At 65.2% G+C, this 21,192-nt stretch carries 18 protein-coding genes; 7 read left to right on the top strand and 11 right to left on the bottom strand.

Annotation, left to right across the window (positions count from 1 at the left end):
• Positions 1-4: 4 nt before the first annotated feature.
• Together J3E64_RS12200 and J3E64_RS12195 are read right to left on the bottom strand one after the other, a co-directional pair.
• Entirely contained in the window at positions 5-2,473 is a 2,469-nt protein-coding gene (locus tag J3E64_RS12200) for a glycogen/starch/alpha-glucan phosphorylase (protein ID WP_253343225.1), read from the bottom strand.
• A 112-nt stretch (positions 2,474-2,585) separates the two neighbouring features.
• On the bottom strand, positions 2,586-3,785 hold the full coding sequence (locus tag J3E64_RS12195) for a serine hydrolase (RefSeq protein WP_253343223.1): 1,200 nt from the start codon (positions 3,783-3,785) through the stop codon (positions 2,586-2,588).
• 250 nt (positions 3,786-4,035) lie between these two features.
• Between J3E64_RS12195 and J3E64_RS12190 the strand changes: the two genes are divergently transcribed.
• The 4 genes from J3E64_RS12190 to J3E64_RS12175 all read left to right on the top strand — a co-directional run bounded on the left by J3E64_RS12190 (position 4,036) and on the right by J3E64_RS12175 (position 11,258).
• On the top strand, positions 4,036-4,548 hold the full coding sequence (locus tag J3E64_RS12190; RefSeq protein WP_253343221.1) for an RNA polymerase sigma factor: 513 nt from the start codon (positions 4,036-4,038) through the stop codon (positions 4,546-4,548).
• Positions 4,549-4,585: 37 nt separating this feature from the next.
• Positions 4,586-5,533, top strand: coding sequence for a FecR domain-containing protein (locus J3E64_RS12185; RefSeq protein WP_253343219.1), 948 nt, complete (start codon positions 4,586-4,588; stop codon positions 5,531-5,533).
• Complete coding sequence (locus J3E64_RS12180; protein ID WP_253343217.1) at positions 5,517-7,955, top strand: TonB-dependent receptor; 2,439 nt, start codon at positions 5,517-5,519, stop codon at positions 7,953-7,955. Before J3E64_RS12185 ends, J3E64_RS12180 begins: the two co-directional genes overlap by 17 nt.
• A gap of 99 nt (positions 7,956-8,054) precedes the next feature.
• Positions 8,055-11,258 (top strand): autotransporter domain-containing protein, encoded by a 3,204-nt coding sequence (locus J3E64_RS12175; RefSeq protein WP_253343215.1) that lies wholly within the window; start codon positions 8,055-8,057, stop codon positions 11,256-11,258.
• Positions 11,259-11,413: 155 nt separating this feature from the next.
• Here the strand turns inward: J3E64_RS12175 and J3E64_RS12170 are convergent, their stop codons facing one another.
• The 5 genes from J3E64_RS12170 to gatC all read right to left on the bottom strand — a co-directional run bounded on the left by J3E64_RS12170 (position 11,414) and on the right by gatC (position 15,927).
• Positions 11,414-11,929: a DUF2846 domain-containing protein gene (locus tag J3E64_RS12170; protein WP_253343213.1), complete on the bottom strand. Its 516-nt coding sequence runs from the start codon at positions 11,927-11,929 to the stop codon at positions 11,414-11,416.
• Positions 11,930-11,961: 32 nt separating this feature from the next.
• Positions 11,962-12,513, bottom strand: coding sequence for a hypothetical protein (locus tag J3E64_RS12165; protein ID WP_253343211.1), 552 nt, complete (start codon positions 12,511-12,513; stop codon positions 11,962-11,964).
• A gap of 138 nt (positions 12,514-12,651) precedes the next feature.
• On the bottom strand, positions 12,652-14,154 hold the full coding sequence (gene gatB / locus J3E64_RS12160) for an Asp-tRNA(Asn)/Glu-tRNA(Gln) amidotransferase subunit GatB (RefSeq protein ID WP_253343209.1): 1,503 nt from the start codon (positions 14,152-14,154) through the stop codon (positions 12,652-12,654).
• Position 14,155: 1 nt separating this feature from the next.
• Complete coding sequence (gatA, locus tag J3E64_RS12155; protein ID WP_253343207.1) at positions 14,156-15,640, bottom strand: Asp-tRNA(Asn)/Glu-tRNA(Gln) amidotransferase subunit GatA; 1,485 nt, start codon at positions 15,638-15,640, stop codon at positions 14,156-14,158.
• Positions 15,640-15,927 (bottom strand): Asp-tRNA(Asn)/Glu-tRNA(Gln) amidotransferase subunit GatC, encoded by a 288-nt coding sequence (gatC, locus tag J3E64_RS12150; protein ID WP_004211845.1) that lies wholly within the window; start codon positions 15,925-15,927, stop codon positions 15,640-15,642. Before gatC ends, gatA begins: the two co-directional genes overlap by 1 nt.
• A 125-nt stretch (positions 15,928-16,052) precedes the next feature.
• Here gatC and J3E64_RS12145 point away from each other — a divergent pair, with 125 nt between their 5' ends.
• On the top strand, positions 16,053-17,174 hold the full coding sequence (locus tag J3E64_RS12145; RefSeq protein ID WP_253343205.1) for a DUF3089 domain-containing protein: 1,122 nt from the start codon (positions 16,053-16,055) through the stop codon (positions 17,172-17,174).
• A complete protein-coding gene (gene ruvX / locus J3E64_RS12140; protein ID WP_253343203.1) occupies positions 17,171-17,644 on the top strand; it encodes a Holliday junction resolvase RuvX in 474 nt (157 codons plus the stop codon). Before J3E64_RS12145 ends, ruvX begins: the two co-directional genes overlap by 4 nt.
• Positions 17,645-17,647: 3 nt before the next feature.
• Here ruvX and J3E64_RS12135 read toward each other — a convergent pair whose 3' ends face one another.
• Both J3E64_RS12135 and J3E64_RS12130 read right to left on the bottom strand, forming a co-directional pair.
• Positions 17,648-18,013 (bottom strand): hypothetical protein, encoded by a 366-nt coding sequence (locus tag J3E64_RS12135; RefSeq protein WP_253343201.1) that lies wholly within the window; start codon positions 18,011-18,013, stop codon positions 17,648-17,650.
• Between the two features lie 32 nt (positions 18,014-18,045).
• Positions 18,046-18,471, bottom strand: a complete 426-nt coding sequence (locus J3E64_RS12130; protein ID WP_253343199.1) for a MerR family transcriptional regulator — start codon at positions 18,469-18,471, stop codon at positions 18,046-18,048.
• A gap of 74 nt (positions 18,472-18,545) precedes the next feature.
• Here J3E64_RS12130 and J3E64_RS12125 point away from each other — a divergent pair, with 74 nt between their 5' ends.
• On the top strand, positions 18,546-19,295 hold the full coding sequence (locus J3E64_RS12125; protein WP_253343197.1) for a glutaredoxin: 750 nt from the start codon (positions 18,546-18,548) through the stop codon (positions 19,293-19,295).
• Here J3E64_RS12125 and J3E64_RS12120 read toward each other — a convergent pair.
• On the bottom strand, positions 19,292-20,782 hold the full coding sequence (locus J3E64_RS12120) for a murein L,D-transpeptidase (protein WP_253343195.1): 1,491 nt from the start codon (positions 20,780-20,782) through the stop codon (positions 19,292-19,294). The two genes, J3E64_RS12125 and J3E64_RS12120, sit on opposite strands and share 4 nt — an antisense overlap.
• 65 nt (positions 20,783-20,847) lie before the next feature.
• Positions 20,848-21,102, bottom strand: a complete 255-nt coding sequence (locus J3E64_RS12115) for a hypothetical protein (protein ID WP_253343193.1) — start codon at positions 21,100-21,102, stop codon at positions 20,848-20,850.
• Between the last annotated feature and the right edge of the window lie 90 nt (positions 21,103-21,192).

The raw sequence follows: 21,192 nt of genomic DNA, 5'->3' as shown, positions 1-21,192 counted from the left end.
ACCGTCATGCCGTCATCTTCCAGATGTCACGCGCATATTCGCGGATCGTCCGGTCGGACGAGAACCACCCCATGCGCGCGACATTGTGGATCACCTTCTTCGCCCACAGCGTCTCGTCGCTCCACAGCCGGTCCACCGATCGCTGCGCCGCCGAATAGCTGTCGAAATCTGCGGCGAGCATGAACCAGTCATGGTCATATATGCCCTCTATCAACGCCTTGTAGCGATCCGGATCGTCGGGCGAAAAGACGCCGCCCGCGATTGCGTCGAGCGCCTGCCCGAGTTCGCGGCTTTGTGCGATGACCGCGCGCGGATCATAGCCGCTGGCGCGCCGTTCGTTCACTTCCTGCGCGGTAAGGCCGAAGATCACGATATTGTCTTCGCCCACATGATCGCGCATTTCGACATTGGCACCGTCCAGCGTGCCGATGGTCAGCGCGCCGTTGACCGCGAACTTCATGTTGCCGGTGCCCGACGCTTCCATACCCGCGGTCGAAATCTGTTCGGAAAGATCGGCGGCCGGGATCATCATTTCCGCCATGGTCACGTTGTAATTGGGCACGAACTGGACCTTCAGCAAGCCCTGTACCGCAGGATCGTGATTGACCGCACGGGCCACGTCGTTCGCCAGCTTTATGATCAGCTTGGCATTATGGTAGCTGGGAGCAGCCTTGCCGCCGAACAGCTTGACGCGCGGCACCCAGTTCTTTTCCGGATGGGACCGGATCTGGTCGTAGAGCGACACCGCCTCGATAATGTTGAGCAGTTGCCGCTTATATTCGTGGATCCGCTTGATGTGGATATCGAACAGGGCGGACGGGTCGATCCGCGCGTTCACCCGCTTGCGCAGCAGGTCCGACAGCGCCGCCTTGTTCGCGCGTTTCACCGCGACGAACTTCTCGCGAAAGGCCGCATCGTCGGCGAACCGATCAAGCTCGCGCAGTTTTTCGGCATCGTCCATGAACGCGTCGCCGATAGCTTCGCGGATCAGTTCGAACAAGCCATGATTGCACTGCATCAGCCAGCGGCGGAAGGTGACACCGTTGGTTTTGTTGTTGATGCGTGCGGGGTAGAGCCGGTGCAGGTCGGCGAACACCGTTTCCTTCATCAGTTCGGTGTGCAGCGCGGACACGCCGTTGACCTTGTGTGAACCGGCGAAGGCCAGATTGCCCATGCGCACCCGCCGGTCGCCGCCTTCGTCGATCAGGGAAATCGCGCCGATCGCGCCGTCATCGAACTTCTGAGAGCGGCGCGCCTCGGCCAGCAGGCGGCTGTTGACGGCGTAGACGATCTGCATGTGCCGGGGCAGCAGCCGTTCGAACAACGGCACCGGCCAGCTTTCCAGCGCTTCGGGCAACAATGTATGGTTGGTGTAGCTGAAGGTCCGGCGGGTGATGTCCCAGGCCTCGTCGAAATCCAGCCCGTGATCGTCGAGCAGGATGCGCATCAATTCGGCGACGGCGACGGCGGGGTGGGTATCGTTGAGCTGGATCGCGGCCTTGTCCGGCAGTGTCTGGATCACGCCGAAATATTGCATGTGCCGCCGCGCGATGTCCTGAAGCGAGGCGGAGGAGAAGAAATATTCCTGCCGCAGCCTGAGTTCCTGCCCGGCCGGCGAGGAGTCGGCAGGATAGAGGACGCGCGTCAACGCTTCTGCACGGTTGCTTTCGGACAGCGCCCCCAGATGGTCGCCGGCGTTGAACTTGTCGAGCAGGATCGGATCGATCGGCTGCGCTTCCCACAGGCGCAACGTGTTGACCCGCTTGCCCCGCCAGCCCGCGATCGGCGTGTCATATGGGGTGGCGATGACGCGCTCCGCCGGCTTCCAGTGCATCTGGTGGGGACCGGCCGCCTCTTCCTCCGCCGGATCGACGCGCCCGCCGAACCCGACCTCATAGCTTGCCTCGCGCCGCTCGAATTCCCAGGGATTGCCGTGCGCCAGCCAGTTTTCGGGCAGTTCGACCTGCCACCCGTCGCTGATTTCCTGGCGAAACATGCCGTTCACGTAGCGGATGCCGTAGCCGTAAGCAGGCACGTCCACCGTCGCCATGCTTTCCATGAAACAGGCCGCCAGCCGTCCCAGGCCGCCATTGCCCAGCGCAGCGTCGGGTTCCAGCGCGGCGATGATGTCGATGTCGACGCCCAGCGACGCCAGCGCGGCCTGCATGTCGTCCAGCATTTCCATGTTCGACGCGGCATCGCGCATCAGCCGCCCGATCAGAAATTCCAGGCTGAGATAATAGACCCGGCGCCCTTCCTCCTCATAGGTTTTCTGGGTCGACTTGATCCATGCGTCGATAACCCGGTCGCGGATCGAGAGGATGACGGCATGAAGCCAGTCGTGCGGCTTGGCGGCGGCGGCGTTCTTGCCGATGCGATAGGTCAGCCGTTCCACGATCTCATGGGCAAGAACTTCCGGATCGACCTGCCGCGGCGCGGGCCGGGGAAGCCTGGTTTCGCCCTTGAGATTCATGCGGCACCATCCCTATCGTGAGTCATGGGCGATGATGACACAGCGCCCCCGACCGCGCCACGCCATTTTGCAGTGCAGCAAGGAAATTATGTCTGGACGGCAGAGGGCAGCGTCAGGGGCGGCGCGACGTCGCGATCGCCTGCGATACGCCCTGCCGCAGCTCGTCCCGGACCGGATAGGCGCTGGACGGCAGCAATTGCGTCATGAAGATGCCGATCAGCCTTTCCACCGGGTCGATCCAGAAATAGGTCGAGAATACCCCGCCCCAATAATATTCGCCGCTGCCCAGTTCGACCGCGAAGCCCAGACCGAAACCCACGCCCTGATAATCGGATTCGCTGAACATGGCGTTCGACATGGCGGCGAGGTCGCGCCCGCGCGGCAGGGCGTTGGCCCGCATCTGTGCCATGGTTTCGGGCCGAAGCAGGCGCGCGCCGTCGAGTTCCCCGCCGCGCAACAGCATCCGGGCGAAGCGTTGATAGTCGGCGACCGAGGATATGAGGCCCCCGCCGCCCGACAGGAACCGGCCCTGCCGCCGCCATCCGCTGCGGGCGCCGAGGTCGGCCACCGACATCTGCCCCTCTTCATCGAGCCGCCAGGCATCGGTCATTCGATCGGCCTTGTCATCGGGCAGCACGAAGCCGGTGTCGGCCATGCCGAGCGGATCGAATATCCGGCTGCGGAACACGCTGCCCAGATCGCATCCCGACAGCCGTTCCACCACGACGCCAAGGACATCGGTCGACACCGAATAGTTCCAGCGTTCGCCCGGCGAGAATTCCAGCGGTATCGAGGCCAGGTCCGACACGAAATCGTCCGACGTCCGCTTCTGCTGAAAATCGTCCAGGCCCAGGTCGCGATAACGCGCGTCTATCGCCGTCTGGCGTTGAAGCCCGTAGGTCAGCCCTGAGGTATGACGCAGCAGGTCGACCATGCGCATCGGCCGACGAGGGCGACGCCGCGCCGTCGGCCCCACCGGGAGATCGGCAAATTCGGGAATGACGTCGGCAACCGGCGTGTCCAGCGCCACCCGTCCGTCCTCCACCAGCATCATGAACGCGACGGACGTCACCGGCTTGGTCATGGAGGCGATGCGATAGAGCGCGTCGTCGGCTAGGGCGGCGCCGGTGGCGCGGCCAGCCCCACGCGTGACCGCCACCAGCGGCCGTTCGTCGCGGGACAGGGTAAAATGCATGTGGGGCAGCTTGCCCGACAGGATGTAGCGCGCGTCCAGTCCGTCGATCAGCGCCGCCAGGCGGTCCGGGTCCATGCCCGCCGCCTGTGCCGCCGCCCTGTCCAGACCTTCCGTCATGCGCCCCGCCCGTCTTCCACCCGTGTCCATCCCCGCGCCAGTGGATTGAAATCCACCAGAATCAAATATTTCCAGTGGCCCGAAAAGATTGTGGCATTCGAGCGATACTTGGCCTCGAACGGTATCGAATGTCAGAATCGAACCACTAGAACAGGCGCGGGGACAGGTAAACAGCTTGCCGATTGCCAAAACCCCGTTCGCCCTTCTATGGCAACGTCCCTGACTTGCCAGAACTGGACCCGAGACAGGCATGGCCACCGGCCTTTCCGCGATATTCATGTCCAACCGCGCCGCACTGCTGCGGTTCCTGCGCGCTCGTGGCGCGGGAGAGGACGCCGAGGACATGTTGCAGGACATGTGGATGAAGCTGGAGGCCAAGGATCTGGGCCCGGTCGCCGATCCTTTGCCCTATCTGTATCGCATGGCCAACAACCTGGTACTGGACCGTTACCGTTCCTCCATCCGGCGAGAACGCCGCGAGCAGGACTGGGCGGGCGGCGCCGGCGGCGTGATGGCGGACCCGGCCGAACAGGTGGCGGTCGACGAGCGAATGATCCTCAACCAAAGGCTGGACCAGGCGCGTGCGGTGTTGCGCGATCTTGGCCCGCGGGTCGAATTGGTGTTCCGCCGTTTCAGGATCGAGGGCGTCGGGCAGAAGATGATCGCCGAGGAACTGGGCGTCAGCCTGACCACGGTCGAGAAGGATCTGCAAAGAGCATATCGCGCGATGCTGGCACTCAAGCAGAAACTGGATACGGAATGAACGGGTCGGCGGCGTCAGGCTCTGCAAGGGGCATAAGATGAACGGGGTTGGAGCGACGATGAACGAGGAGGCGCTGGCGTGGGTGATCCGCACGCGCGACCCTGCCTTTACCGATTGGGAGACCTTCACCCGCTGGCTGGAGGGCGATCCCGCGCGGGCCGAGGCCTATGACGCACTGATGGCGGCGGATGATGGGCTGGACAGCCTGATCCCGCCCGAGCCGGTGGCGATGCCGGTCGCCGCCAACGACGCGGGGGTCGGGCGGCGCGCTGCCTGGCGCTGGATCGGCGGTGGTGCGATCGCGGCGGCGCTCGTCGCGACCCTGTCCGTCGGCATGATGAACCGCAGCGACATCTACACGGTCCAGACTCGCCCGGGCGAAAGCCGGACCATCGCGCTGGATGACGGCACACGGATCGACCTGAACGGCGCGACCACCCTGCGGCTGGATCACAGGAACGCGCGTTTTGCCGCGCTGGACAGCGGCGAAGCGGCTTTCACCGTGCGACATGATGCCGCCGACCCGTTCCGCGTCACCGTGGGCGACGCGATATTCGAGGACGCGGGCACCATGTTCAACATCGTCCACACCAGCCGGGCCACACGGATCGGCGTGTCGGAAGGCAGGGTGATCTACAACCCGAGCGCCGAGGCGATCAGCCTGCCGGCGGGCCGCGGACTTGCCGACGATGCGCAGGGATTGCGGATGACGGACATCGCCCCAAGTGCGGTCGCCAGCTGGCGCGAGGGTCGGCTGACCTACAGCAACATGCCGGTCGGCGACATTGCCGAAGACATCGCCCGCACATTGGGCATCCAGGTGAACACCTCGGCCGGCGCACGCGCGATGCGGTTCACAGGCACGATCCTGATCGACAGGGATCCGGCGCGATTTTTCAACGGCGCGGCGCCGCTGATGGGCCTGACCGCCGTCCGGCAGGGTGACGGATGGCTGCTGAAGGAAGGGGATGGGCCAAAGAGCTGATCTTCTGATCGTCACCGCCCTCGTTTCGGCGAGCGCAACGCCTGCATATGGGGCGGACAGACACAGTATCAGCATCGCCCCCGGAAGGCTGGGCGAGGCGGCGATCGCGCTCGGCCGTCAGACGGGCACGAGCATCGGCATGTCGGACCAGTCGCTCGCCGCGATCCCGACCGGCGGCGTTCAGGGACATTTGGCGACCGAGGCAGCGTTGCGCCGCCTGCTGAACGGCACCGGCACGCGCGCCCGGCGCATCGCCGCCGGAAACTGGCGCATCGAGCGGGCACCCCCGAGCGCGCGGCCCGGTACGGCGCCCCCTTCCCGCCCCGCTCCGGCCGTCCCCGTCGCCGCGCAGCCCGAACCGCAGATCATCGTGACCGCATCCAAGCGCGATACCCCGCTGCTGCGCTACGCGGGCATGGTGGATGCGCTGGACAGCCGGATCTTCACCACCGGCGAGGCCGCCAACGGGACCGCCAGCCTGCTCGCCCGCGTCGCCAGCCTGAGTTCGACGCATGCGGGCAACGGCCGCAACAAGCTGTTCATCCGGGCCATCGCGGATTCGGGCGTCGCCGGCCCGACCCAGTCGACCACGGGCCAGTATTTCGGCGACATGCGGCTCAACTATGCAGCGCCCGACCCCGACCTGAAGCTCTATGATGTCGGACGGGTGGAGGTGCTGGAAGGTCCGCAGGGCACGCTCTACGGCGCGGGATCGTTGGGCGGCATCGTCCGCATCATGCCCAATGTCCCCAACCTGGCGGAATTTGGCGGACAGGTTTCGGCGGGCCTGTCCGCCACCCAGCATGGCGATCCGGGCGGCGACGTGTCCGCCACGCTGAACCTGCCGATCCTTTCGGAAAAGGTTGCGCTGCGGATCGTAGGCTATGGCGTGCAGGAAGGCGGCTATATCGACGATATTCGCAGGGACGAGCACGATGTGAACCGGGTCCGCACCTGGGGCGGTCGCGCGGCGCTGCGTATTTCGCCGAACGACGAATGGACCATCGACCTGACCGGCGTCTACCAGCATATCGACGGCGACGACGCCCAATATGCAATAAGGTCCGCCGGCACGCTCGAGCGCGCTTCGTCGGTCGCGCAGCCCTATTATGCCGATTATCTGATGGGTAATGTCCGCATCGAACGGCAATGGGACAATCTGCGTTTCGTGTCGTCCACCGGCCTGGTCCGGCATATCCTGTCGGAAACCTACGACGCGACCCAACCGGGCGACGCGCCCGCAACCTTTCATCAGCGCAACCGCGTCGACATTTTTTCGACCGAGAACCGTCTGGTGCGCGACCTGGACAATGGCCTGGGCTGGATTTTGGGCATGTCCTACCTTCAGAGCACGTCCGACATCGAGCGATCGCTGACGTCCTTCGGGCCGGGCCCGGACCTGCCGGAGGTGATCCCCGGCGTGCCCGTCTATGGCTTGGGGCGTCCGGCGAGCGCGACCGGCGTGCGCAACGGCATCAAGGAAGCGACGCTGTTCGGCGAAGCGTCGTTCGAGCCGCTGCGCGGAGTGATCGCCACTGTCGGCGGACGGTTGACCAACAGCCGCCTGTCGGGCGAGGCGATAGATCCGACGGCCGCCCTGTCCTCGACCGATCTCGCCCGCGCCGAAGCGCAGGCGGACCGCAGCGAAACCATGTTCCTGCCCTCCGCATCGCTGCTGACCGACGCAATTCCGGGGGTTACGATTTATGCCCGCTTCCAGCAGGGGTTCCGCCCCGGCGGGCTGGCGGTGGACGACCAGCGTATCCGCCGGTTCCGGAACGACCGCATCTCCACGGTCGAAGCGGGCTTCCGCAAAGGCGTGCCGGGACGCGACACGATCGCGCTGAGCGCCAATGTCGCCTATACCGACTGGCGTGACATCCAGGCCGACGTTACCGACCGCGCGGGCCTGCCCGCGACTGCCAATATCGGCGACGGGCGCATATATACGATCGAAGGCCGCATCGTCGCGCGCGCCACGCCCCGGTTCACGCTGGACGGCAGCATTATCTACAATGACAGCCGGCTGACGCGCCCTACCATGCTGGTCCGCGCCCTGCTCGATCGGGACGAAACCCTGTCCCTGCCCAATGTCGCCGACCTGGGTGGACGTCTGGCATTCGATTATCGCGCACCCGTCGATGCGGACATGGATGTCCATCTGAACGGCGCGGCCCGCTATGTCGGCAAGTCGCGGCTCGGCGTCGGGCCTATCCTGGGCCAGACACAGGGCAACTATGTCGATACCAGCCTGTCGGCCAGCCTGATCCGGGGTCAGATTCAATATTCGCTGTCCGTCACGAACCTGCTGGACAGCAACGGCAACCGCTTTTCACTGGGCACGCCGTTCGACCTGCGGACCGACTATTACACGCCGCTGCGCCCGCGCACGCTGCGTGTCGGCATCGACTTCGCCTTCTGATCCTCCGCCCGTCGCAAAAGGCGACGGGTCGCGGCCATCGGCACCGTCCCATGCCCACGCGCGCACAGAATAACCAGCGCGATACGCAGAGGAGACATCATGCGACACCTACTCGCCTGCACGGCCATCGCGCCGGTTCTGGCGGCACTTTCGCTGGCCGACGCCGCGGCGGAAACGACCATCAGCACCGCGACCACCAGCCCGATCCGCACGTCCACCGCCGCCAGCGGCGCGGCGGACGACATCAAGATCGCATCGGGCGGATCGATCACACTGACGAGCGGCACCGCCGTCACCGCGGACAGCGACAATGACGTGGCCAACGCCGGCACGATCACCATCAACGATGCCGACGATGCGACCGGAATCCTGGTCGCGCCGGGCACCAACGGCGACATCAGCAACAGCGGCACCATCAGCCTGACCGAGAATTACACCGCGAAGGACGAGGATGACGACAATGATGTCGACGGCCCCTTTGCGCAGGGCAGCAACCGGAAGGGCATCTGGGTCCAGTCCGGCACGGGTCATGTCGGCGACATCTTCCATAGCGGCACGATCACCATCGAAGGCAATGAATCGGCGGGCATCCGCCTGGACGGCACTCTGACGGGCGACCTGTCCACCAGCGGGACCATCTCCGTCATCGGCGATAACAGCCATGGCGTGCTGGCCAACGACGTAACCGGCGACGTGACGTTGCGGGGTTCGACGACCGTGGTGGGGAAGAACAGCGTCGGCGCGGCGCTGCTGGGCGATATCGACGGCGCGTTGAAGATTCAGGGGGCGATCGTCAGCACGGGCTACCGGACCACGACCCGGCCGACCGACACGGACGACCTGGATGCCGACGACCTGTTGCAGGGCGGGTCCGCGGTGGTGATCGCCGGCAACGTGACGGGCGGCGTGATCTTCGACGTTCCTCCCACGCTGGACGACGACGATGACGACGTCGATGGCGACGGTCTGACCGACAGCACCGAAGGCACGGCATCGGTCGTGACCTACGGATCGGCGGCAGCGGTCCGGATCGGCGCGGCGGACGCCGATACCACCATCGGCGCAGTGGCCGCCGACGATTCGGGCTATGGCCTGATCGTCAACGGCGGCATCCGTGCCTATGGCATATATGACGGAGTCGACGCCAACGCCCTGGTCATCGGCGGCCTGGGCGGCAATGTCGACATAGCCAAGGGCCTGTCAATCGACGGCACGGTCGGGGCGGTATCCTATGACAGCAACGCAACCGCGCTGCGGCTCGGGTCGGGTGCGACGGTCGGCATCATTTCCGTCGGCGGCACGGTCGGCGCGACGGGATCGTCGGAAGCGGGAACGGCGGCGCGGGCCATCGTCATCGATGCCGGTGCAGCCGTCGACCGGATCGACATCGGCGGCGCGGTCAGCGCTGTCGCGCTGGATGACGAAAGCGGGACGGCGATCGCCATCCTCGATTCATCGGGCACGGTGTCGACGCTGACCAACAGCGGCGCCATCAATGCGTCGGGGGGGGCCACCAACACCGCTATCGACCTGAGCGCCAACAGCAGCGGCATCACCCTGACGCAGGCGCTGGCCGACGAGGATGCCGATGCGCCGTCGATCATCGGCGACATCAGGCTGGGATCCGGGAACGACGCCGTCGCCGTGTCGGCCGGCAGCATCACAGGCGACATTGACCTGGGCGCGGGCAATGGCAGCGTTGCGTTCTCGGGTGAATCGGGACTGATCGGCGACCTGACCTATGGCAGCGGCAGTGCGACGCTCAGCCTGAGCGACAGCGCCAGCGTGACCGGGGACGTCGATTTCGGCGGCGGGACCGGCTCGCTGAGCCTGAGCGGCGCATCGGTCCTCAACGGGGCGATCCGCAACAGCGGCGGCATCGCGGTGGTGCTGAACGGCGGCACGCTGGACGCCACCAACACCGGCACCATCGGACTGGCATCGCTGGCGGCGAGCGCGAATTCGACCATCGGCGTGACGATCGACGCGGGCGACGGCACGCACACGCTCTACGATGTCGCGGGTGCCGCCAGTTTCGCCAGCGGATCGCAGGTGCGCGTGCATCTGGCGCAGATATCCGGTTCGGCAGGCGACTATGTCATCGTGCAGGCAGGTGCCCTGAGCGGAACACCCGCGCCCGATAGCGATACGCTGCTGCCCTATATGTTCAAGAGCAGCATCGTCAGCGACACGTCGGCGGGAACCGTCACCCTGTCGATCGCGGCCAAGACCGTGTCCGAACTGGGCCTCAGCGGATCGGTCGCGCGCGCCTATGATGCCGTCTTCAACGCGCTCGACAAAGACCCTTCGGTGGCCAACGCCTATCTGGGCATCGTCGACGGCACGACCCTGAACGCCACCCTGCGGCAGATGCTGCCCGATCATGCCGGCGGCACGTTCGAGGCGGTGACGTCCGGATCCCGCGCGACCGCGCGCATCCTGTCCGACCCGAACGGCATATACAGGGCCAAGGACGGACGGCTTGGCTTCTGGCTGCAACAGGTCGCCTTTGGCAGCGCCAAGAATGTCGGCAGCACGGCATCGTACGACATCAACGGCTGGGGCGCGGGCGGGGGTGTCGAATATCTGACCGGGCTGGGCGCGTTCGGCGGGTCGTTCGCCTATATCCACGGCAGCGATTCAGGTGGCGGGTCGAACAATGCGGTGGATTCCGACCAGTATGAACTGGCCGCACACTGGCGTGGGCAATGGGGACCGCTGCTGGCGTTCGCCCGGCTGTCGGCGGCCAGCATCGACTTCGCCGGAACGCGCCATTTCGACTATGGCGACGTGGCCCGCACCGCCGGCGGGGAATGGAACGGCAAGCTCTATTCCGCGACGGCGGGTGCGGCCTACCAGCTTCAATGGGGCCGGATGAGCCTGCGCCCGGCGGTCGGCATCGACTATTACCGGTTGAAGGAGGACGGCTATAGCGAGGCGGGTGGCGGCGATGCCTTCAACCTGACGGTGCTCGGCCGGACCAGTGACGAACTGACCGCCAACGGCACGGTGACGGCTGGCTACGACTTTGGCAGCCTCAATCGGGAAGATGGCTGGGTTCGGCTGGAACTGGAAGGCGGCCGGCGCCAGATCGTCGGCGGATCGCTGGGCGACACGGTCGCCTATTTCAAGGATGGCGACCCGTTCACGCTGGGGGCCGAGGACCGCACGAATGGCTGGACCGGCCGGGCACGGCTGTACGGCGGTACCGACACCTTCCGGATCGGCGGCGAGTTCGGCGCGGAGGAACAGCAAAATCATGTCGCCATCTCGTTCCGGGCGACGGTTAATTTCGTGCTGTGACGTCTTGACGATGAAAGGACGGGCCACCCCCCAAAGACCCTCCGGTCCGTCCCTTCCGATCCGGCACAAAACCCTCCCCAAGGGCGCCGGACATGAAAGAGGGGCGTCGCCGGTCCCCCCGGCGGCGCCCCTTCCCCATACACGAACCAGATCGCCTATTCCGGCTTGTTCTCGACCAGCTTGAGCTTCTTGCTCATGCCGAAATAGGTCTGCTTGTCGGCCGGCGAAAGGTTCGGGCGTCCCGCCATGATCCCCATCGCAATCGCGCATTTCGCATAATAGGTTTCGCCCGGCTCAATCTCCATGCGCAACGTATCGGTCGCCTCGCTCTTCACCGAATATTCGTGGATACCCGGCTCGGCGACATGCACGAAATAACGGCCCGGCGGCAGGCTGCTGACCTTCGCGCCATTTTCATGGACTGCACAGGAAATGGCGGACCCGACAAAGCCCCCCTTGCGGAAGAAGATGATCTGCCCCTTGCCTTCGGGTGGCGGCATGATGTCGTCGACCACGGGCTGGACGGTCGCAGGAACCTCGGTCAACGCGCTGTCGGCTGGCGGCGCCTGCTCCACGACCGTATCCGCGCTCGGCGCGGGCACCGTGTCCTGCGCCAGAAGCGTCGCCGGAAATGCGGCACATGCCAGCACGGCGACCCACAATCTCTTCATATACTCATTTCCCTTTCCTATGCAGTGGCTGATTAATGACCTTGGCGATCGGCCGGCGTGACAATCGTGTCGGCCGCAACCTTGGCGTGGCCATCGGTCATGGGTTGCACATCGACTTCGCCGCCGACGACGAGGAAGGCGAGCGGCCCGGCGACGATGAGCCCGAGCGCAATCGCTTCATCGGTCTTGCTGTCGCCCGATACCCCGAACCGGAAGCTGCGCAACGCAATGCGCTGCCCGCGATATTCTATGAAGCGTGCGGCCAGGATCAGTTCACCGGCCTTTCCCGCGGCCCGCGCACGCGCGGCGTGGATGACTTCCCCTTCGCCCTCGGCACCAACCGGCACGGCTTCCACACCATCGACCAGGATCGGCTTCGTCGTGCGGATACGAAAATGATCGCCGTTATGCGATGTCTTCGAATTCACATGGTCGACGAACTGAAAATCCACGGCCGTTCCGGCCGGGATGGTCGTGCCGGCGAACGCCACGACAACGGGGTCCGGAGTGTCCTGAAGCGGGCCAGCATGCGCCGCGAAGGGCATGGACGCGGCCAGCGCGCCCAGAATAGCAACGAACCGCAACCGCGCATCCCCCCCAGACCGGCGAGTCCACCCCCGTGACCCGGCCGCGGCCTGTTGCGTGTGTGTTCAATTCCGGAGGGGAAAACAAGCGGGATTTTCGCACCCCGGTACCGGGACAGGCGGCGTGCGAAAAATCTGTCAGCCGAGCGCCTTCTTCACCAGTTCGTTGACGACCTGCGGATTGGCCTTGCCCTGCATCGCCTTCATCGTCTGACCGACAAAGAAGCCGAACAAGGCTTCCTTGCCGCCGCGATACTGTTCGACCTTGTCGGCATTGTCGGCCAGCACCTTGGCCACCGCCGCTTCGATGGCGCCGGTGTCCGACGTCTGCTTCAAGCCCTTTTCCTCGACGATCCTGCCAGGCTTGTCGCCCGTTTCCAGCATGATCTCGAACACCTGCTTGGCAATCGTCCCGCTGATCGTGCCGTCGGCGACAAGCGCGAGCAATTCGGCGCCTTCTCCAGCGCTTACTGGGCTCTCTTCAAGCGATTTTCCAAGACGGTTCAGCGCGCCGTAGAGTTCCGACAGCAGCCAGTTGGCGGATGCCTTTGCAACATCGCTTTCACCCTTCTTCTGAATGCGCGCAGCCTCCGCCAGCAGCGCTTCGAACCAGCGCGCGGTGTCGGCGTCGGCGGTCAGGGTTGCGGCATTATAGGCGGACAGGCCGAGGTCGCCCTCATAGCGTGCCCGCTTGGCATCGGGCAGTTCGGGCAATGACTGGCGGCAGTCCTCCAGGAAAGCGTCGTCCAGTTCCAGCGGCAACAGGTCGGGATCGGGGAAGTAACGATAGTCGTGCGCATCTTCCTTCGACCGCATGGACCGCGTTTCGTTACGATCCGGATCGTACAGGCGCGTTTCCTGCACCACCTTGCCACCGGCTTCCAGCACATCCACCTGACGGCTCGCCTCATGCTCGACCACCGCCATGACGAAGCGGACCGAGTTGACATTCTTCGTTTCGGTTCGAGTGCCGAACGGCTCACCGGGCTTGCGGACCGACACGTTGACGTCGGCGCGCATCGACCCCTGGTCCATATTGCCGTCGCACGAGCCGACATAGCGCAGAATGGTCCGCAGCTTCGAGAGATAAGCCCCTGCTTCGGCAGGAGAACGCATGTCCGGCTTCGACACGATTTCCATCAGCGCCACGCCCGACCGGTTGAGGTCGACATAGGAGCTGGTCGGATGCTGATCGTGCATCAGCTTGCCCGCATCCTGCTCGACATGGATGCGTTCGACGCCGATGACCTTGGTGCTGGTTTCGGGATTCTTCTCGTCGAGCGTGATCGCGATCTGCCCCTCGCCCACGATGGGATGATAGAGCTGGCTGATCTGATAGCCCTGCGGAAGGTCCGCGTAGAAGTAGTTTTTCCGGTCGAAGCGCGACCATTTGTTGATCTGCGCATCGATCGCCATGCCGGTGCGCACCGCCTGACGGATGCATTCGCGGTTCGGCACGGGCAGCATGCCGGGCATGGCCGCGTCGACCAGTGACACCTGCGTATTGGGTTCCGCGCCGAAAGCGGTCGCGGCGCCGGAAAACAGCTTTGCGTTCGACGTCACCTGCGCGTGGACCTCCAGGCCGATCACGACCTCCCACTCGCCGGTTGCGCCCTGGATGCGATAGGTTGATTCAGTCATTTTACCACCACTTGTCCGGGCGTGCGCTGAAGCCAGCGCGTTCTTCGATTGCGAGCGAGGCATTCAGCACCGTCTGCTCGTCCAGCGCCTTGCCGATGATCTGGAGGCCGATCGGCAGCCCCGCCGCATCCAGCCCGCCCGGCACCGCCATCGCAGGCAGTCCGGCCAGCGACGCCGGCACGGTGAAGACGTCGTTCAGATACATGGCCAGCGGATCGGCCTGTTTTTCGCCCAACGCGAAGGAGGCGCTGGGCGCGGTCGGCGTCAGCAGCAGGTCACATTTCTCGAAAGCCAGTTCGAAATCGCGGGCGATCAGCGCCCGGACCTTCTGCGCCTGCGTGTAGTAGGCGTCGTAGAAGCCCGCCGACAGCACATAGGTGCCGATCATGATGCGGCGCTTCACCTCCGGTCCGAAACCGGCGGCGCGGGTCGCGGCATACATGTCCTGCAAGCCTGCCCCGTCGGGCAGGTCACGCTGACCATAGCGCACGCCGTCATAGCGGGCGAGATTGGACGACGCTTCGGCAGGTGCGATGATATAGTAGGTCGGCAGCGCATATTTGGTATGCGGCAGCGACACCTCCACCACATTCGCGCCTGCGTCCTTCAGCCATTCGATGCCGCGATCCCACATGGCGGAGATTTCGGCGTTCAGCCCATCGGGGCGATATTCCTTCGGGATGCCGACGGTCTTGCCCTTGAGGTCGCTCGACAAATTGGCTTCCCACTGCGGAACGGGCAGGTCGAGGCTGGTCGAATCCTTGGGATCGAAGCCCGACATCACCTCCAGCAGGATCGCATTGTCGCGCACCGTGCGTGCCATCGGCCCGGCCTGATCCAGTGAGGACGCGAACGCCACAATGCCCCAGCGCGAGCAGCGACCATAGGTCGGCTTGATCCCCGAAATGCCGGTGAAGGCGGCGGGCTGTCGGATCGAGCCGCCGGTGTCGGTGCCGGTCGCCGCCGGGCAGAGCCGTGCGGAAATGGCCGAGGAGGAACCGCCCGAAGAGCCACCCGGAGCCAGCGCCGCGTTACCGCCGTCATTGCGCCGCCAGGGCGAAATCACATTGCCATAATAGCTGGTCTCGTTGGACGAGCCCATGGCGAACTGGTCGAGGTTGAGCTTGCCCAGCATGCCCGCGCCTGCGGCCCAGAGCTTGCCCGACACGGTCGATTCATAGGTCGGCACGAAGCCTTCCAGCATGTGCGAAGCTGCCGTGGTCTGCACGCCCTGGGTACAGAACAGGTCCTTCATGCCGATCGGCACACCGGCCAGAGCGCCCAGCGCCTCACCGGCGGCCTTCGCCCGGTCGGCGGCATCGGCCGCTTCCAGCGCCTTTTCCGGAGTTTCGACGATGAAGGCATTGAGCGCCTTTGCAGCGGCGACATTGGCGTTGAAGCCTTCCGCCACTTCGCGCGCCGAAAAATCGCCCGCGCGGAAACCGTCGCGGATTTCAGCCACGGTAAGATCAGTCAGTTCGGTCATTATTCGATCACCTTGGGCACCGCGAAGAAGCCATGTTCGGCCTGCGGCGCATTGGCCAGCACCTTGTCGCGGACATTGCCGTCCGTAACGACGTCATCGCGCAGGCGTTGATGGTTGGGGATGACGGCCGTCATCGGCTGCACGCCGGTCACGTCCACCTCGCCCAGTTGCTCCACCCAGCCAAGGATGTTGTTGAGTTCGGGCACCATCGCTTCGGCTTCGGCGTCGGTCACCGAAATGCGCGAAAGGCTGGCGATCTTTTTCACGGTTTGAAGGTCTATCGACATGGGCCGCCGCTACCATCCGCTCACGCCTGCTTCAAGCAGCTTTCGCGCCCCTTGCGCGCATCGTGCCCATGCGCCAGACAGTGGCGTGACGGGGGCGCAGTGCGCCCGACGATCGGAGAGCAAGGGTGGCGCGCAAATTTCTGTATATCATCGCTGCGCTGGTGGTGCTGGTGATAGCCGCGCTCGCCATCTACGCGATATGGGGCATGCAACTGATCCGAATGGTGATGGTGCCGCGCGAGGATTTCACGCAGATCGCGCCCCTGCCCGCCAATGCTTATGACGACCCGGCCATGTGGATCGCCCGGCCGGACAAGGTGAAGGACAACCCGGCGCTGTGGGTTCCGCAGGGCGCGACGCCCCTGCCGGCGCCGGCGACGCCCGCCGCGATATTCTTCATTCACCCCACCAGCTACATCACGACCCTGGGCGACGCCCACTGGAATGCCCGGCTGGGCGACAGGGACGTCGATGGCACCGCCCGCCGTTTCGTAATGGGGCAGGCCAGCGCCTTCAACGCGACCGGCAATGTATGGGCGCCGCGCTACCGGCAGGCCAATTATGGTGCGTTCCTGACATCCAAGCCCGCCGGGGAACAGGCGTTGAATGCCGCCTATGGCGATGTGGAACAGGCCTTCGCGGCGTTCCTGAAGGCCAATCCGGACGGACCGCTGATCCTGGCCGGGCACAGCCAGGGGTCGCGCCACCTGCTGCAACTGGTGCGCGATCATGTCGCGGGCAAGCCGGTTGCCGACCGGATCGCCGCGGTCTATGCCGTCGGTTCGCCGGTATCGGTGGAAGCCGACCTGCCAGCGCTGGGCCTGCCCGCCTGCGCCCGGCGCGACCAGGCGCATTGCATCGTCAGCTGGCAGAGCTACGCCGAGCCGGCCGATCCTTCGGCAGTACTCCAGTCGTTCGAAAGCAAGAACGGCTTCACCGGCGAGCCGCGCAAGGGCACGCACATGCTGTGCACCAACCCCATTACCGGCGCCTTCAACGGCAAGGCGCCCGCGAGCGCCAACAAGGGCACGCTCGACAGCAGGGAGGAAGGCAGGCCGCCGCACCTGCTGACCGGCATCGTCCCGGCCCGCTGCGACACGAGCGGCATCCTGATGATCGGGGAGCCTGTCGACATGGGGCCCTTCACCCTGCCCGGCAACAATTACCACGTCTACGACTATAGCCTTTTCTGGGAAAATGTCCGCGAAGATGCGCGGCAGCGCCTGTCGGCCTTTCTGAAACAATGAACCTGCTGACGATGGAACGCCCGGCTTTCCGCGCGGCCCTGCCGCAAGGCGGGCGCCTGATTGGCATGGATGTCGGCAGCAAGACCATAGGCCTGGCCCTGTGCGACGCGGGATGGTCGATCGCCAGCCCCGCCCATACGGTGCGCCGGGGAAAATTCGGCAAGGACAAGATCGCACTCGCCGCGTTCATCGAACAGCAGCAGGTCAGGGGCATCGTTATCGGCCTGCCGCTTAACCTGGACGGCAGCATGTCGCCGCGCGCGCAGGCGAGCCGCGCCTTCGCGCAGAATTTGACGGACCTTGGCTTTCCCATCCTGCTGTGGGACGAACGCTGGTCGACACAGGCGGTCACCCGGACCCTGCTGGAGGCGGATGCCAGCCGCGCGCGCCGCGACGAACTGGTCGACAAGCTGGCGGCGAGTTATATCCTGCAAGGTGCCATCGACGGACTGGTCGCCGGGATGGAATAGGCGTCAGCGATTGACTTCGCACGAAGCGGGACCGGCGAGAAAGGGCATGATGTCCACGCCGTCGCCGGGAAAAACCGTGAAATGCGGGTGCCCTTCGAACAGGCGCGCTGCGTCCTCGATAGTGTCGGCCTCTATCACGGCATAGCCGCAAAAGTCGTTCGAGGACGGACCGATGCCGTTGCGGGTAACGCGCATCGTCTTGCCGACCATGCCGCCCCGATCGGGGATCAAGGCGGTATTGGCCTCTTCCCAGGCGTTCCATTGCGGAAGGCCGAGGGCATCAACCGCGTCCTGCTCGGCCTTGGGCATGGCCCGGAAGCGGGAAAGATCCTCGGCCTTCATCGTATAGACGGCAAGAAAGTGCGGCATCGCAAGCCTTTCCGGTATGGCGCGCCGCCAGTCTAGCCGGTGCGGTGCGGGAAGTCATCTTCCGTGCTCTCCTCCTCTCCCTCGAACGCAGCGATGATCGGGCACGGCCCCTCGTCGCGGGCATCGCACTGCCGGGCCAACCGTTCGAGCGCGCCGCGCGCGGCGCTCAGTTCCGCGATCGTCGCGTCGAGCGCCATGATCCGCTGCGCCGCCAGTTCACGCGCGCGGGCACGATCCTGCCCGGCGTCAAGGTGCAACAGCTCGCCGATCTGATCCAGCGTGAAACCGGCCGCCTGCGCCGCCCGGATGAACCGCAACCGACGCACGGCTTCGTCGCCGTAGCGGCGGATTCCGCCGACCTTGTCCGGCGCGACGAGCAGGCCGCGCCGCTGATAATAGCGCACCGTTTCGACGTGCACGCCCGCCGACCGGGCCAGACCGGAAATCGTCATGCGCATCCCTTGACTCCGTACCATGGTACGGACCCTATATGGGTGGCATCCGCTTAAGGAACCATGTCCGAGGATGCCCGATGACCGACCCCGCCGCCAGAAGCGCCACCCTGTACCGCATGGTGATGCCGAGCCACATCTGCCCCTATGGCATCAAGTCCCGCTGGCTGTTGCGCCGGCGCGGCTATCGCGTGGACGATCGCTGGCTGACGACGCGCGCGGCGACGGACATGTTCAAGGCGGGGCATGACGTCAGGACGACGCCCCAGACCTTCATCGATGGCAAAAGGATAGGCGGCTATGACGATTTGCGGCGGCATTTCGGTCTGGCCGTGCGCGATCCCGATGGCACCAGCTATACGCCGGTGATCGCCGTGTTCGCGGTCGCCGCACTGCTGGCGGGCGCGGTCAACTCGCTCACAGGGGCGCCGGTCCTCTCTCTGCTGTTGCCCGAGCGGTTCATCGCCATCGCCATGATGCTGCTGGCCATGCTGAAATTGCAGGATGTCGAGCAGTTCAGCACGATGTTCCTGAATTATGACCTGCTGGCGCGTCGGTTCGTGCCCTATGGCTATGCCTATCCGGTGCTGGAACTGGGCGCGGGTCTGCTGATGCTGATGCACCTGTTCGACTGGTTGTCGATTCCCGTGGCGCTGTTCATCGGCGGAATCGGCGCGGCATCGGTGTTCAAGGCGGTCTATATCGACCGCCGCGAACTCAAATGCGCGTGCGTTGGCGGGGGCAGCAACGTGCCGCTGGGCTTCGTGTCGCTCACCGAAAATGTGATGATGATCGCCATGGCGTTATGGATGCTGGCGCGGGTGCTCTAATCGCCGTCGCGATCATAGACATCAGGCAGGAATTGCACGCCCTGCGCCGTCGGCACGGCGGTCAAATAGGTGAGATAGACCGGCACCGGCCGGGGAAGCGGGACATGTTGTTCGGGCGCGTCCCCGTCGGCCTTGGGCGCGTCGCCGAAGAACCAGCGCCCCAGCCGCTGCGCATCCTCCAGCCGAACGCAGCCATTGCTGAAATGACGGTCGTCCCGGGCGAAGAGATTGCGTTGCGGCGTGTCGTGCAGGTAGATGCCAAGGTCGTTGGGAAACATGAACTTCACCTTCCCCATGGCATTGCCGCCGCCCGGAAGCTGGCGCACGCGCACCTCCTGCCGGCCCGCCGCCACGGCATTCCAGTCGACGGCGCTTTGCGCCAGCGGCGCGGGATTGGCGCTCCAGTCCGCCAGAGCCTCGTAATTCATGGCCTTGAGCGAGCCGCCGTTCAGAAGTTTCGGCGCGACCTTGTTCCGCACCAGATCGGGCGGGATGTTCCAATAGGGATTGAGCGTGGCGTAACGGATCATGCCTGCCATGAACGGGGTCTGCGTAGCCTGCGTGCCGGCGACGACCTTCATCGTGCCGTCCAGCCCGCCCTTGCTGTAGTACCATAGCCGCGCCGACGCCGCGTCGACCACCACATGCCGGGTCCAGGGACCGGGAAGCAGGCGCGCGCGCTCCAGATTGAGCGACAGGACGCGCCGGTAATGGCCGGGGCCCATATTGAGCGCGGCGATGGTCATCGTGCCCGCGACGCCATCGGGCTTGAGGCCATGATCGGCCTGGAAATCCCTGACCTTACCCGCCAACGCCCTGTCATAGGCATCGCCGTCCGGAAGGCCGAGGCGATGGCGAAGAGCCGCGATTTCGGCACTCCGGCCGCCCGGTCGCATCCGGACGCCTTCGGCCACACGAATGGCCGGCAGGTCCGCCCATATGTCGTCATAGCGCGTGCTCGCCTGTCGCAGTTGCAGGTAGAGCGGGCTCATCCAGCCCATCGTGCGGACATAGTCGGCGAGCGAGGGTGCCAATGCGGCTGCACGCAATATCTCGGTCGGATCGGGCTGCGACGGCTCCACCTCCTTGTCGAGGTAGCGCATCCGGACCGCCCGGAAAGGCCGGCGCATGTCGGCGACCAGATCGGCCAGCGCCCGTGACAGCGCCAGTTCGGCGCGCGCCAGCGTTTTGGGCGATCCGCTCGCGTCCGACTCCTCCACCAGTCGTGTCAGGTCGCGCGGATCATAATCGTCAGGGTCGAGAGCGTCAGCGGCACTGTCGGCGATCACCGCCAAAAGCGCATCCGCCTGCGGCCCGATGCGGTCCTTCTCCACCCAGATCGGCCAGTAGCCGCGCCGCGCGTAGAAGTCGCGATATTTGCCGCCCACCTGCGCGCGGATTTCCGTACCGACACTGGATTGCGCGGCCGACATATCGCCGCCTTGTGCGAACGCCAGATGGGGAACGGCAGTACCCAGCAGCAGCATGGGAGCCAGCAGCGGACGAAACAGGGAGGCGCGGCTGGGATGCCGCGCCTCGACAGGACGGAGGATCAGCCGCGTTCTCCCGCGCGTGGGGCCGGAGGCGGCGGCGGCGGCGGGCAGGGCGGACCCTGGACGGCATGATAGATCCCGTCGGCCGTGTAATAGCCGTCGACATAGCCGTCGCCGTCGCGATCCGCAGCGACCGTGCCGGCGATGGCGCCGGGACCGACCGGGGGGGCGCTCGTTACCGGAGCTTCGTTCTTCGCGCATGCGCTCAGCGCAAGCAGACCGCCAGCGGCGATAGCCAGATTTCTGAATTTCATACCTTCTCCCTGGACGCGGTGGGCGGACAATCGCCATGCGCCGTTAGACCTCTCACCGCGACGCGTGCGGTTCGATCCAAACGCCCAAGG

The sequence above is a fragment of the Sphingobium sp. OAS761 genome (genome assembly GCF_024168485.1).
Taxonomy (GTDB): domain Bacteria; phylum Pseudomonadota; class Alphaproteobacteria; order Sphingomonadales; family Sphingomonadaceae; genus Sphingobium.
This window is presented reverse-complemented; position numbering and strand designations above follow the sequence as displayed.

What these genes read in the sequence shown, in the direction of transcription:
- J3E64_RS12115 (WP_253343193.1), bottom strand. Translation starts at nt 21,102, where the DNA reads ATGAAATTCAGAAATCTGGCTATCGCCGCTGGCGGTCTGCTTGCGCTG.
- J3E64_RS12120 (WP_253343195.1), bottom strand. Translation starts at nt 20,782, where the DNA reads ATGCTGCTGCTGGGTACTGCCGTTCCCCATCTGGCGTTCGCACAAGGC.
- J3E64_RS12130 (WP_253343199.1), bottom strand. Translation starts at nt 18,471, where the DNA reads ATGCGCATGACGATTTCCGGTCTGGCCCGGTCGGCGGGCGTGCACGTC.
- J3E64_RS12190 (WP_253343221.1), top strand. Translation starts at nt 4,036, where the DNA reads ATGGCCACCGGCCTTTCCGCGATATTCATGTCCAACCGCGCCGCACTG.
- J3E64_RS12200 (WP_253343225.1), bottom strand. Translation starts at nt 2,473, where the DNA reads ATGAATCTCAAGGGCGAAACCAGGCTTCCCCGGCCCGCGCCGCGGCAG.
- gatA (WP_253343207.1), bottom strand. Translation starts at nt 15,640, where the DNA reads ATGACCGAACTGACTGATCTTACCGTGGCTGAAATCCGCGACGGTTTC.
- J3E64_RS12185 (WP_253343219.1), top strand. Translation starts at nt 4,586, where the DNA reads ATGAACGGGGTTGGAGCGACGATGAACGAGGAGGCGCTGGCGTGGGTG.
- ruvX (WP_253343203.1), top strand. Translation starts at nt 17,171, where the DNA reads ATGAACCTGCTGACGATGGAACGCCCGGCTTTCCGCGCGGCCCTGCCG.
- J3E64_RS12175 (WP_253343215.1), top strand. Translation starts at nt 8,055, where the DNA reads ATGCGACACCTACTCGCCTGCACGGCCATCGCGCCGGTTCTGGCGGCA.
- J3E64_RS12195 (WP_253343223.1), bottom strand. Translation starts at nt 3,785, where the DNA reads ATGACGGAAGGTCTGGACAGGGCGGCGGCACAGGCGGCGGGCATGGAC.
- gatB (WP_253343209.1), bottom strand. Translation starts at nt 14,154, where the DNA reads ATGACTGAATCAACCTATCGCATCCAGGGCGCAACCGGCGAGTGGGAG.
- gatC (WP_004211845.1), bottom strand. Translation starts at nt 15,927, where the DNA reads ATGTCGATAGACCTTCAAACCGTGAAAAAGATCGCCAGCCTTTCGCGC.
- J3E64_RS12180 (WP_253343217.1), top strand. Translation starts at nt 5,517, where the DNA reads ATGGGCCAAAGAGCTGATCTTCTGATCGTCACCGCCCTCGTTTCGGCG.
- J3E64_RS12125 (WP_253343197.1), top strand. Translation starts at nt 18,546, where the DNA reads ATGACCGACCCCGCCGCCAGAAGCGCCACCCTGTACCGCATGGTGATG.
- J3E64_RS12170 (WP_253343213.1), bottom strand. Translation starts at nt 11,929, where the DNA reads ATGAAGAGATTGTGGGTCGCCGTGCTGGCATGTGCCGCATTTCCGGCG.
- J3E64_RS12135 (WP_253343201.1), bottom strand. Translation starts at nt 18,013, where the DNA reads ATGCCGCACTTTCTTGCCGTCTATACGATGAAGGCCGAGGATCTTTCC.